The following is a 12,736-nucleotide window of genomic DNA, read 5'->3' as shown; positions in this document are numbered from 1 at the left end:
TAAGTCGCGTTTACGTCGGCGTTCAGCCCATCGCTTCGTCCACTCTTCAGCTACGCGACCCTCTCTCAGACGACGTCACCGTAAGGAGTGAGCATGTCATCGCAGCAGATTGATTGGGATCAGCGCCTCATCGAAAAATACAACTACGCTGGCCCACGTTATACCTCTTATCCCACCGCGCTCGAATTCAGTGAGAAATTTGGTGAGGCAGATTTTCAGCAAGCCGTGCAACGCTATCCCGATCGTCCGTTATCGCTGTATGTGCACATCCCGTTTTGCCATCGGCTTTGTTATTTTTGTGGCTGCAATAAAATCGTGACGCGCCAGCTGCATAAAGCCGATCGCTACCTTGATGTGCTGGAGCAGGAAATCCGTCAGCGTGCGCCCTTCTTTGCGGGCCGCTGCGTCACTCAATTGCACTGGGGTGGTGGCACGCCGACATTCCTCAACCAGCAGCAGGTGAGCCGGCTGGTGGCGCTGCTACGCGAGCATTTTACGATTGCCGATGACGTCGAAATGTCGATCGAGGTTGATCCACGTGAAATCGAACTGGAGATGATCGATCATCTGCGCGCGGAAGGTTTTAATCGCCTGAGCATGGGCGTGCAGGACTTTAATAAAGCGGTGCAGGAGCGCGTGAATCGCGTGCAGGATGAAGAAACCATCTTCGCTCTGGTGCAGCGTGCGCGTGAGCAAGGCTTCCGTTCGGTCAGCCTTGATCTGATTTATGGCTTACCGCTGCAAACGCCGGAAAGCTTCGCCTTTACTTTACAGCGCGTTATTGCACTCAATCCCGATCGCCTCAGCGTCTTCAATTATGCGCACATGCCTTCACTGTTCGCTGCGCAGCGTAAAATTAAAGATGAGGAGCTGCCAGGTGCAGCACAGAAACTGCAGATCCTGCAGGAAACCATCGCCACCTTAACCGGCGAAGGCTATCAGTTTATCGGTATGGATCACTTCGCGCGTCCGGAGGATGAGCTGGCGGTGGCACAACGCGCTGGCGAACTGCATCGTAATTTTCAGGGTTACACCACACAGGGCGAAACCGATTTGCTCGGTTTGGGCGTGTCGGCCATCAGCATGCTGGGCGACAGCTATGCGCAAAATCACAAAGAGTTGAAAGCCTATTACGCAGATGTCGAGCAGCGCGGCAATGCGCTGTGGCGCGGGCTTACCTTGAGTAACGATGATTGTTTGCGCCGCGATGTGATTAAAGCCTTAATCTGTAATTTCGCACTGGATTTTGCCGCGGTAGAGGCGCAATACCCGGTTGAGTTTGAACACTATTTTGCCGAGGATTTAGCGCTGTTAGCGCCGCTGGTGGCGGATGGATTGGTGGAGCAGCACGGTCGCAGCCTGCACGTTACCGGCGTCGGTCGGTTGCTGATTCGTAACATCTGTATGTGCTTCGATGTGTATATGCGCCAAAAGGTGCGCATGCAGCAATTCTCGCGAGTGATATAAAAAAACGGGGAGCCCATTCGCTCCCCGGTTTCAAAACGCAAAACGTGCGCGTTATTCCATCCCCAGCTCTTTCAACTTACGCGTCAGGGTATTTCGTCCCCAGCCGAGCAAGCGCGCCGCTTCCTGTTTGTGCCCTTGTGTATGACGCAGCGCGGTGGTGAGCAGCGTGCGCTCCATCTCCGGCTGTGCTTCCGACAACAGGTTTTGATGACCGGAACGCAAGGCGCGATCTGCCCACTGCGCCAGCAGCGTAGCCCAGCTGTCCGGCAACGATTGCACCGGATTGTCTGGCGTGCTGGATTCAAACAGTTCAGGCGGCAGATCCTGAATCAACACTTCCTGGCCAGCTGCCATCACCGTCAACCAGCGACAGGTGTTTTCCAGCTGGCGCACGTTACCGGACCAATGCAGACGCGTCAGCGCGGTTTCGGTTTCGGGATGCAGAATCTTCGCTTCCACCCCTAACTCGCGTGCAGCAACCTGCAGGAAGTAACGCGCCAGGCGCGGAATATCTTCACGTCGTTCACGCAGCGGCGGCAGATGAACGCGGATCACGTTAAGACGATGGAACAAGTCTTCACGGAATTTGCCTTCCTGCACGCGCAGCTCAAGATTCTGGTGGGTTGCCGCGATGATACGCACATCCACTTTTACCGGCGCATAGCCGCCAACGCGATAAAACTGGCCATCGGCCAATACGCGCAATAAGCGGGTTTGCACATCAAGCGGCATATCACCAATTTCATCAAGGAACAGCGTGCCGCCATCGGCCTGCTCAAAACGTCCCTGACGAATCTGGTTGGCACCGGTGAACGCGCCTTTCTCGTGACCAAATAGCTCAGATTCAATCAAATCTTTGGGAATCGCCGCCATGTTCAGCGCGATAAAAGGAGATTTCGCGCGTGGACTGTGGCGATGCAGCGCATGTGCCACCAACTCTTTACCGGTACCGGATTCACCATTGATCAGCACGCTAATTGAGGAGCGTGAAAGACGACCAATGATGCGGAACACATCCTGCATTGCCGGCGCTTCGCCGATAATGTCGGTGGTTGGGCCGCTGACAGGCTGATTACGCGGCTGCTGCTGCTCCTGATAGTGGCTAATCGCACGTTCAACCAGCGCGACCGCTTCATCAATATCAAACGGCTTTGGCAGGTAATCAAACGCACCTTGCTGATAAGCGCTGACGGCCGCATCCAGATCGGAGTGCGCGGTCATAATGATCACCGGTAGCATCGGATGGCGCTGCTTAATCTGTTTCAGCAGCGCAAGTCCATCCATGCCAGGCATACGAATGTCTGACAATAATACGTCTGGGGTTTTGCTTGCGAGCGCGTCCAATACCTCGTTAGCGCTGTCAAAGGTTGCACAGCTCAAACCGGCTCCAGTGAGTGCCCTTTCAAGCACCCAGCGGATGGAGCTATCGTCATCGACGATCCAGACTATCCCTCGTTGCATAGAAACCTCACTGGCGAATAGGCAGGTAAACCGAGAATTCGGTGTGACCTGGCCAACTGTTAAATTCTATTTTTCCTGAATGCTGATCGATCAGGCTACGGGCGATGGACAGACCTAAACCGGTGCCGCCTTCGCGTCCGCTAACCATCGGATAGAACAGGGTATCTTGTAGCTGGGCCGGAATGCCTGGGCCGTCATCTTCAATATCAATACGCGCGACTAAGCGGTAACGCGTGCCGTGCAGCGTGAGCTGGAAGGCGGTACGCGTACGAATCACAATGGTGCCGCCTTCATCGCCCAATGCCTGCAGCGCGTTTCGCACCACATTCAACAGCACTTGTTCAATCTGGTCGGGATCGTGCGGCAGTTCCGGCAGGCTTGGGTCGTAATCGCGCACCAGCGAAACGTTATCCGGCAGCTCCATCGACACCAGATTCACCACGCGTTCGGCAACCTGATGAATACTTTGCGTTACGTGCAAGCCCGGCTGTTGCGGGCCAAGCAGACGATCAACCAGATTACGCAGGCGGTCGGCTTGCTCAATGATGATGCGCGTATATTCATGCAGGGAAGGATCGGGTAACGCGCGAGTCAGTAGCTGCGCGGCGCCACGTAATCCTCCCAGCGGGTTTTTAATCTCATGCGCCAGACCGCGCACTAAATCGCGGGCAGCGACCTGCTGAGCATGCTGAATTTGTTCCTGGCTAAGACGACGTTGATTATCCATCGGCGCCATTTCCAGCAGAATTAAGCCATCCGGCAAGCGCTGTGCCGTGAGCGACATAATGTGCGCACGGCCATCAACCACCAGAGTGACTTCGCTATCGGTAAAGCCCTGGCCAGCTCCGAGACTCTCGCTCATCACCTCAATATTCAGCGAAAAATAGCCGGTTAATTCCGGTAATGGCGTGCCGAACAATTTACGTGAGCTTTGCGCCAGTAATTGCTGAGCCGCCGGATTGGCGTAATGGATAACTAAATCGTTATCGACCAGCAAAATACTGTTGATCAGGGAGTTGAGAATCTGCCCCGCGTCGGGCAGCGTGCCAGTTGCCATACAGCGTTCCTCTGCACTAATTTAGTGCATTATAGCCTTTCAGGACGGAAATCTGTGCTTCGAACCATGAATGCGCGGAGAAAAAAGCCCATCCGGAGATGGGCTAAAGTTTCCACGGCAATTAAAAATCTTTCAGGCTGTTCACGCAGCAAAAAGAGTGCGTGAACAGGGAGCTGAAATTTTTAAATTAAACGCTGTAGTACAGTTCGAACTCAACTGGGTGCGGAGTCATACGCACGCGGTCAACTTCTGGCTTACGCAGTTCGATGTACGCATCGATAGCGTCATCAGTGAACACGCCGCCACGGGTCAGGAACTCGCGGTCTTCGTTCAGTGCATTCAGTGCTTCTTCCAGAGAACCTGCAACTTTTGGAATCTCAGCTTCTTCTTCCGGTGGCAGGTCATACAGGTTTTTGTCCATCGCATCGCCAGGGTGGATCTTGTTGATAACACCATCAAGACCGGCCATCAGCAGCGCGGTGAATGCCAGGTATGGGTTAGCCGCTGGATCCGGGAAGCGTGCTTCGATACGACGTGCTTTCGGGCTGGCTACCACTGGGATACGGATAGAAGCAGAACGGTTACGGGCAGAGTAAGCCAGCATAACTGGCGCTTCGTAGCCTGGGACCAGACGCTTGTAAGAGTTGGTGGTTGGGTTCGCCAGGGCGTTGATCGCTTTAGCGTGCTTGATGATACCGCCAATATAGAACAGAGCAGTTTCAGACAGGCCGCCGTACTTGTCGCCAGAGAACAGGTTCACGCCGCCTTTTGACAGAGACATGTGGCAGTGCATACCAGAACCGTTATCGCCGAACATTGGCTTAGGCATAAAGGTTGCCGTTTTGCCGTACGCGTGAGCAACGTTGTGCACCACGTATTTGTAGATCTGAATTTCGTCAGCTTTTTTGGTCATGGTGTTGAAGCGGGTTGCCACTTCGTTCTGACCAGCTGTGGCTACTTCGTGGTGATGTGCTTCAACCACCAGACCCATCTGCTCCATGGTCAGACACATGGCAGAACGGATGTCCTGTGCTGAGTCAACCGGTGGCACTGGGAAGTAACCGCCTTTCAGACCTGGACGGTGACCTTTGTTACCGCCTTCGTACTCTTTACCGGTGTTCCAAGCTGCTTCGATATCGTCGATAGCCACGTGTGAACCTGAAGTAGAAGAACCGAAACGGATGTCATCGAACAGGAAGAACTCTGGCTCTGGTCCAAACAGCACGGTATCCGCGATGCCTGAAGAACGCAGGAACTCTTCTGCACGCTTAGCAATGGAGCGTGGATCACGGTCGTAGCCCTGCAGTGTGCCTGGCTCAAGGATGTCGCAACGGATGATCAGGGTCGAGTCTTCGAAGAACGGATCCATGACTGCAGTGGTTGCATCCGGCATCAGCACCATGTCTGATTCGTTAATGCCTTTCCAGCCACCGATGGAGGAGCCATCGAACATTTTGCCTTCTTCGAAGAAGTCAGCGTTAACCTGGTGAGCAGGGATAGTAACGTGCTGTTCTTTACCTTTGGTATCGGTAAAACGCAGGTCAACAAACTTAACTTCATGCTCGTTCATCATCGAGAGAACGTGTTCAGCGGACATACTCAACTCTCCTGGAAATGGTCATTATCGTCATGGTGAGAGAACTTCGTTGCCGGGAATGTGTCACGACTGCTGACCACTCCTAACCAAAGATCTCGGCAAGCTCTTTCAACCGTTTTATAACTGTCGTTTTCGCTTAAAATATATAAAGCGAATTCTGTGCCAACTTTATGACAATGGCGAAAATGGCGCTACAATGCGCCCTTTCGTGAGTCGAAGGCTGCACCAGGATGGATTGCATGCATCGTTATGGTGCGCCACAGGTGAAGTTAAGCACCAATTTGGTGCAAATTACTATCGCAGTGCAGATTAATGCACCGTAAACGGTGCTAAAAACCAGCGCTACAAGAAACTTTTGGCGAAATCTGTGATCATGTTCAGTCTTCCGCTTAATCCGTGTACAATACCGCGTTATTTCTATAATGCCTGAGGCAAAGCTGTGATCGAAAATTTGCGTAACATCGCCATCATCGCGCACGTTGACCATGGTAAGACCACCCTGGTTGACAAGCTGCTCCAACAGTCCGGTACTTTTGATGCTCGTACCGAAGCGACTGAGCGCGTAATGGACTCCAACGATTTGGAGAAAGAGCGTGGGATTACCATCCTCGCAAAAAACACCGCCATCAAATGGAATGACTACCGTATCAACATCGTTGATACCCCAGGACACGCCGACTTCGGTGGTGAAGTGGAGCGCGTCATGTCCATGGTGGATTCGGTGCTGCTGGTTGTAGATGCGATGGATGGCCCTATGCCGCAAACCCGCTTCGTAACCAAGAAAGCATTTGCTCATGGTTTGAAGCCGATTGTGGTTATCAACAAAGTTGACCGTCCGGGCGCGCGTCCTGATTGGGTTGTTGATCAGGTATTTGACCTGTTCGTTAACCTGGATGCGACTGACGAGCAACTGGACTTCCCGATCATCTTCGCTTCGGCGCTGAACGGTATCGCGGGTCTGGAACACACCGACATGGCTGACGACATGACCCCGCTGTATCAGGCGATCGTTGACCACGTTTCTCCACCTCAGGTTGAAGTTGAAGCGCCACTGCAGATGCAGATCTCGCAGCTGGACTACAACAACTATCTGGGCGTGATCGGCATCGGCCGCATCAAGCGCGGTACCGTGAAGCCGAACCAGCAGGTCACTATCATTGATAGCGAAGGCAAAACCCGTAACGGTAAAGTCGGTAAAGTGCTGGGCCACTTGGGTCTGGAACGTATCGAAAGTACCCTGGCAGAAGCGGGCGACATCATCGCGATCACCGGTCTGGGCGAGCTGAACATCTCTGACACCATCTGCGACACGCAGAATGTGGAAGCGCTGCCAGCCCTGAGCGTTGATGAGCCAACCGTTACCATGTTCTTCAACGTGAACACCTCACCGTTCTGCGGTAAAGAAGGTAAGTTCGTGACCTCGCGCCAGATCCTGGAGCGTTTGAACAAAGAGCTGGTACACAACGTGGCATTGCGCGTTGAAGAAACCGAAGATTCGGATGCGTTCCGCGTTTCCGGTCGTGGTGAGCTGCACTTGTCGGTTCTGATCGAAAACATGCGTCGTGAAGGTTTCGAGCTGGCGGTATCCCGTCCGAAAGTTATCTTCCGCGAGCACGAAGGCCGTAAGCAGGAGCCATTCGAAAACGTGACCCTCGACATCGAAGAAACCCATCAGGGTTCTGTGATGCAAGCGATGGGTGAGCGTAAAGGCGACCTGAAAAACATGGATCCAGATGGTAAAGGCCGTGTACGTCTCGACTACATGATCCCAAGCCGTGGCCTGATCGGCTTCCGTAACGAATTCATGACCATGACTTCAGGTACTGGTCTGCTGTACTCCACCTTCAGCCACTACGACGATGTTCGTCCGGGCGAAGTGGGCCAGCGTCAGAACGGCGTGCTGATCTCGAACGGTCAGGGTAAAGCGGTAGCGTTCGCCCTGTTCGGTCTGCAGGACCGCGGCAAGCTGTTCCTCGGTCACGGTGCGGAAGTGTATGAAGGCCAGATCATCGGTATTCACAGCCGTTCTAACGATCTGACAGTAAACTGTCTGACCGGTAAGAAACTGACCAACATGCGTGCGTCAGGTACTGACGAAGCCACCACTCTGGTTCCACCGCAGAAAATGACGCTGGAACAGGCTATCGAGTTCATCGATGATGACGAACTGGTAGAAGTGACTCCGCTGTCAGTCCGTATTCGTAAACGTCATCTGACCGAGAACGATCGTAAACGTTCTTCTCGCGGCAGCAAAGAGTAAGCGAAACAGTCTGATATTGAGCCCCGCACCCGCGGGGCTTTTTTATGCCTGCAACCCGCTGCAACGCTCGCTTAATGAAGTTTGCCTCCGCTTCCAGATTACTGATTTCCCGCCCCTCGTCCCTGTTCAGCTCCCACTTTTGCCGCTAAAGTGAATGATCCAGGGAACGAAAAGGAGAGGCGTCATGCTGTACATCTTTGATTTAGGCAATGTGATTGTTGATATCGATTTCAATCGTGTGCTCGGCGTCTGGAGCGACTTAGGGCGCGTGCCGTTATCCACGCTACAAAGTCGTTTCCGCATGGATGAGGCTTTTGAGAAACACGAACGTGGCGAAATCAGCGATCCAGAATTCGCTGCGCGCATTTGCGACCAGCTGGATATCGCGTTGAGCTATCCGCAATTCACCGCTGGCTGGCAGGCGGTCTTTGTCGGCGTGCGTCCGGAAACGCTGGCGATCATGAACAAGCTGCGTGCCAATGGCGAGCGCGTGGTGATCCTGTCCAATACCAATCAGCTGCACTTCGAGTTCTGGCCAACCCAATATCCCGATGTTCAACAGGCGGCCGATCATCTTTATATGTCGCAGGATATCGGCATGCGTAAGCCGGAAGCGCGCATCTACAACTATGTGCTGCAGCACGAAGGTTATCAGGCCGATCAGGCGGTATTTTTCGATGATAATCAGGCCAATATCGACGCTGCGCGCGCACTCGGCATTGAGAGCGTGCTGGTGGTTGATGAGAAAACTGTGCCGGACTGGTTTGCGGGTCGTCTCTGAGTGCTGAACCATCGACATCTGCGCCACTCGGCGCATGCCTTTTATTTGTGGGTAAAACTGCTGTGGCGACGCGTTGACGATGACAACATGACGACGCAGGCGGGTAATCTCGCCTACGTCTCATTGCTGGCATTGGTGCCGCTGATTGCCGTGGTGTTCGCTCTGTTTGCTGCTTTTCCGATGTTCTCGGACATCAGCGTGCAATTGAAGAACTTCATCTTTACCAACTTCATTCCGGCAACGGGCGACGTGATTCAGCGTTATCTCGATCAGTTTGTCGCCAACGTCAATAAGATGACGGCGGTCGGCATTGTGGGGTTGATCGTCACCGCGCTGCTGCTGATGCATTCGGTGGACAGCGCATTGAACGCCATCTGGCGCAGCGATAAACCGCGTCCAATGGTCTACTCCTTTGCTGTTTACTGGATGATCTTAACGCTGGGCCCGCTGCTGGCCGGCGCAAGTTTAGCGCTCAGCTCCTATCTGCTGTCGCTGCGCTGGGTGAACGTCACGGGCGTCACCAGCTTGATCGATCATCTGCTGCGCATATTCCCGCTGTGCCTCTCGATCCTCGCTTTCTGGCTGCTGTATAGCATTGTGCCGACGCGGCGCGTGCCGACGCGTGATGCACTGATCGGCGCCATTGTTGCCGGATTGCTGTTCGAGCTGGGTAAAAAAGGCTTTGCGCTCTATGTTACGATGTTCCCTTCGTATCAGTTAATTTACGGCGTTCTGGCGGTCATCCCCATTCTGTTCCTATGGGTCTATTGGTCGTGGTGTATTGTGTTGTTAGGCGCGGAAATCACCGTCACGCTGGATGACTATCGCCAGCTAAAACAGCAGGAACGCGAAAAAGAACGTGAGGAAACATGATTGCTTTGATTCAGCGCGTCAGCCGCGCCAGTGTCAGCGTTGACGACGCGACAGTGGGCGAAATTGGCGCCGGCTTGCTGGTGTTATTGGGTGTGGAAAAGGGCGATGACGAACAAAAAGCGCAGCGATTAACCGAGCGCGTGCTGGGCTACCGTATCTTTGCGGATGAGAATGACAAAATGAATCTTAATGTGCAGCAGGCAGGTGGCAGCGTGCTGGTGGTGTCGCAATTCACTCTCGCCGCAGATACCAATAAAGGTATGCGTCCCTCTTTTTCTGGCGGCGCAGAACCGGCGGAAGCCGAGCGCCTCTATGAATACTTTAGCGATTGCTGCCGAGCACAGGGCGTGGCCACCGCAAACGGGCGCTTCGCCGCCAATATGCAGGTTTCGTTGGTAAACGATGGTCCGGTGACCTTCTGGTTACAGGTGTGAGGGTTTCAGCCGAGCGGCAAGGACTTAGCCACGCAAGCTTCGAACGAGAGAATCACTTTATGTATCATCTTCGCGTACCGCAAACGGCGGAAGAACTGGATATGTATTACCAGTTCCGCTGGGAAATGTTACGAAAGCCGCTGCGTCAGCCGCAGGGTTCTGAGCGTGATGCCTGGGATGCGCTGGCGCATCATCAAATGGTGGTGGATGAGCAAGGCAAACCGGTGGCAATCGGCCGTCTGTACATCAATGCCGAGAACGAAGCCGCGATTCGCTTCCTCGCCGTGCATCCTTCGGTGCAGGGCAAAGGTCTTGGCACGCTGGTGGCGATGACGCTGGAATCGGTCGCGCGTCAGGAAGGGGCAAAACGCGTCACTTGTAGCGCGCGTGAAGACGCCGTCGAATTCTTTGCCAAGCTCGGCTACGTCAATCAGGGCGAAATCACCGCGCCGCAAACCACGCCGGTGCGTCACTTCCTGATGATTAAACCGGTTGTGACGCTCGACGATATTCTGCATCGCGCCGACTGGTGCGGACAGCTGCAACAAGCCTGGTACGAGCACATTCCGCTGAGTGAAAAAATGGGCGTGCGCATTCTGCAATATACCGGGCAGAAATTCGTTACCACCATGCCCGAAGCGGGCAACCAGAATCCCCATCACACCCTATTTGCGGGCAGCTTGTTCTCGCTCGCCACGCTCACCGGTTGGGGTTTAATTTGGCTGCTGCTGCGCGAGCGCCATCTCGGTGGCACCATTATTCTGGCGGATGCGCATATTCGCTACAGCAAACCGATCAGCGGCCGTCCGGGCGCGATTGCCGATCTCGGCTCGCTCAGCGGCGATCTTGATCGTCTGGCGCGTGGCCGCAAAGCGCGCGTGCAGATGGAAGTGGAGCTGTTCGGGGATGATGAGCTGGGCGCGGTATTCGAAGGTGTGTATATCGTGCTGCCCGCCGATTCTGACGGAGCACTGGAAGAGGGCGGCTCCGGCGCCCGTATCGATTAGTCCTGCAATTTTTTTACATACTGTAGCGGCGCAATTTATTGCGCATCGCTTTTTAAAGTCAAAAGAGCGCAATGAATCGCGCCGCTACAGAATTATTGCACTTGCCCGCCACGCATCGTTTGCTGTACAGCTTGGGCATCGGTGGTTACCGACAACGTGCCATCCACGCTGGGGCGCAGCGGCGCGCTGGCGTTCAGAGAACCTTTCAGCTGCAGCTGTAAATTACTGTTACCGCTAAACTGCAGCGTTGGCCAACCCCAATTGCCCAGCACGTTTGCCGGCACAGCCTGGCCTTTCAGATTCAGCGTCAACGGACGTTGCGCATCCTGCCCAACCGTTGCTGATCCTTCCAGTAAACCGCTGCCGTTAAAGGCGCTCAATTCCGTTACCTGAATCTGTTGATCGTTGGCATTCAGCGCAATGGACGGATGACGCAGATCGGTACGATTGAAGGTGGCTTCGGCCGCGTTGAAGCTGGCTTTACCGGACCAGATTCCCCACTGATGTTGACGCGCCAGTAGCAGATTATTCGCGTTGCCATCCAGTGACGTCATCTGGAACGGGAACGCCGGATTGATATCAATAATCAGGTTACGGTTGGCGGTAGCGCGGGTTATTAGCACGCTATCCAGCCAGTCCGGTAAGGTTTGCTGCCAGCGTTCACGCCAGTTTTGCGGCAAAGTATATTCCAGCCCGGCGATCGCCAGTTCATCCAGCGTCAGACGTTTGTCGCTGCGCGTCCAGTTGCCGCTGGCGCGCACCACGCCATTCACCCAGCGCGAACTGAACTGCGTCAGCGCGATGCCCTGCGCCGAGAGATCGGCATTGACGATAGGATCGTTGAGCTCAAAGCCACCGTTAATAAAATTCCCGGCATTCATGGAGAGAGAACCGCCATCGCTTTCCCAATCATCGCCGCGCAGGGTGACATTTTTCAGGGTTAAATCGAGATCGGTCACCGCCCAGTCAGGTCCTTGCAGGCGCGCATCGGTCATATCCAGACGGTTGATGCTCACAGAAGGCACAGCGCGCAGCGGATTGAGGAAGTCGCTCAGGCTTTGATGGGTTTGCAGGCGGATATCGTTGAGGCGCAGTTGGTCGATCTTCCAGTTGCCCTGCGCATCGCGCTCGGCGTTGCCGGTCATCGAACCGCGCGCCAGATCGGCGCCGATATTGCTCAGCACCAGACGACGTTGCTTGATACTGCCCTGCAGCAGCACGTTGTTACCCGGTACGCCATCCAGCGTCAGGGTGCCAGCGCTGATCTGGAACTGCGCATCGCTGCCCAGCACGTCGTTAGGCAGCGGTTTCCACGGCAGAAGACCGCCGTTCACGCGCTGAGCGGTCATCGGCAATGCGCTGTGCGGATTCTCAATACGCACATTATTCAGCTGCAGGCGATTGGCCTGAATCGGCAGCGTGGTATCGGGCGCTTGATTGGCGAGATTGATTTCACCGTCGCGCACTTCGATGCTGTTGAAGTGCAGTGGATCGCTGAACTGAACCAGCGCCAGGCCAAGATCAACGCGTTTCGCCACCAATACGGCGGGTTGACCATCATGACCAAAGCTGAAGTCATCGAGAATGATATGCGAAGGGGAGGAAAAGTCGTGCTCAATCTTGCTGAGAGAGAGATGCCAGGCGGTTTTATCGCTTACCCAGCGGCTAAACCAACCTGCGCCCCATTGTGTTTGTAGCAACACATACAGCACTACCAGCGCCAGCAGAATTAGCAGCAGTAAGGTAAGGAAAAACTTGCCTAAAAATTTCATCGCACTCATCCATCCCGATATTTATCC

General features: G+C 54.3%; 10 protein-coding genes. 6 read left to right on the top strand and 4 right to left on the bottom strand.

Features of this window, described 5'->3' with window-relative positions; genetic code table 11:
- Nucleotides 1–93 precede the first annotated feature (93 nt).
- On the top strand, nucleotides 94–1,467 hold the full coding sequence (gene hemN, locus P6287_RS19440; protein ID WP_277974297.1) for an oxygen-independent coproporphyrinogen III oxidase: 1,374 nt from the start codon (nucleotides 94–96) through the stop codon (nucleotides 1,465–1,467).
- A 51-nt stretch (nucleotides 1,468–1,518) separates the two neighbouring features.
- On the opposite strand, the gene glnG is transcribed toward hemN, so the two are convergent.
- From glnG to glnA, 3 genes are all read right to left on the bottom strand, one after another.
- Nucleotides 1,519–2,928, bottom strand: a complete 1,410-nt coding sequence (gene glnG, locus P6287_RS19435; RefSeq protein WP_008109800.1) for a nitrogen regulation protein NR(I) — start codon at nucleotides 2,926–2,928, stop codon at nucleotides 1,519–1,521.
- Nucleotides 2,929–2,935: 7 nt separating this feature from the next.
- Nucleotides 2,936–3,985 (bottom strand): nitrogen regulation protein NR(II), encoded by a 1,050-nt coding sequence (gene glnL, locus P6287_RS19430; RefSeq protein ID WP_277974296.1) that lies wholly within the window; start codon nucleotides 3,983–3,985, stop codon nucleotides 2,936–2,938.
- Nucleotides 3,986–4,172: 187 nt separating this feature from the next.
- Nucleotides 4,173–5,582, bottom strand: coding sequence for a glutamate--ammonia ligase (gene glnA / locus P6287_RS19425; RefSeq protein ID WP_007885243.1), 1,410 nt, complete (start codon nucleotides 5,580–5,582; stop codon nucleotides 4,173–4,175).
- Nucleotides 5,583–6,021: 439 nt separating this feature from the next.
- Between glnA and typA the strand changes: the two genes are divergently transcribed.
- The 5 genes from typA (at nucleotide 6,022) to fabY (ending at nucleotide 10,937) form a co-directional block, all read left to right on the top strand.
- Nucleotides 6,022–7,842, top strand: coding sequence for a ribosome-dependent GTPase TypA (typA, locus tag P6287_RS19420; RefSeq protein WP_008109794.1), 1,821 nt, complete (start codon nucleotides 6,022–6,024; stop codon nucleotides 7,840–7,842).
- Between the two features lie 184 nt (nucleotides 7,843–8,026).
- Nucleotides 8,027–8,623 carry a glucose-1-phosphatase gene (gene yihX / locus P6287_RS19415; RefSeq protein ID WP_101760718.1) on the top strand — a complete coding sequence of 199 codons (597 nt, stop codon included), beginning with the start codon at nucleotides 8,027–8,029 and terminating at the stop codon, nucleotides 8,621–8,623.
- The gene (locus tag P6287_RS19410; RefSeq protein ID WP_101760717.1) at nucleotides 8,624–9,496 is read left to right on the top strand and encodes a virulence factor BrkB family protein; all 873 of its coding nucleotides are present in this window, start codon (nucleotides 8,624–8,626) and stop codon (nucleotides 9,494–9,496) included.
- Nucleotides 9,493–9,930, top strand: coding sequence for a D-aminoacyl-tRNA deacylase (gene dtd / locus P6287_RS19405; RefSeq protein WP_101760716.1), 438 nt, complete (start codon nucleotides 9,493–9,495; stop codon nucleotides 9,928–9,930). The genes P6287_RS19410 and dtd overlap by 4 nt, the downstream gene beginning before the upstream one ends.
- A 59-nt stretch (nucleotides 9,931–9,989) precedes the next feature.
- Entirely contained in the window at nucleotides 9,990–10,937 is a 948-nt protein-coding gene (fabY, locus tag P6287_RS19400; protein WP_101760715.1) for a fatty acid biosynthesis protein FabY, read from the top strand.
- Between the two features lie 92 nt (nucleotides 10,938–11,029).
- Here the strand turns inward: fabY and P6287_RS19395 are convergent, their stop codons facing one another.
- A complete protein-coding gene (locus P6287_RS19395) occupies nucleotides 11,030–12,709 on the bottom strand; it encodes an AsmA family protein (protein WP_277974295.1) in 1,680 nt (559 codons plus the stop codon).
- Nucleotides 12,710–12,736 lie beyond the last annotated feature (27 nt).

Source organism: Pantoea sp. X85, from assembly GCF_029623675.1.
Lineage (GTDB): Bacteria > Pseudomonadota > Gammaproteobacteria > Enterobacterales > Enterobacteriaceae > Pantoea > Pantoea leporis.
The sequence above is the reverse complement of the archived record's forward strand: the minus strand, read 5'-3'. Positions and strand labels throughout refer to the sequence as shown.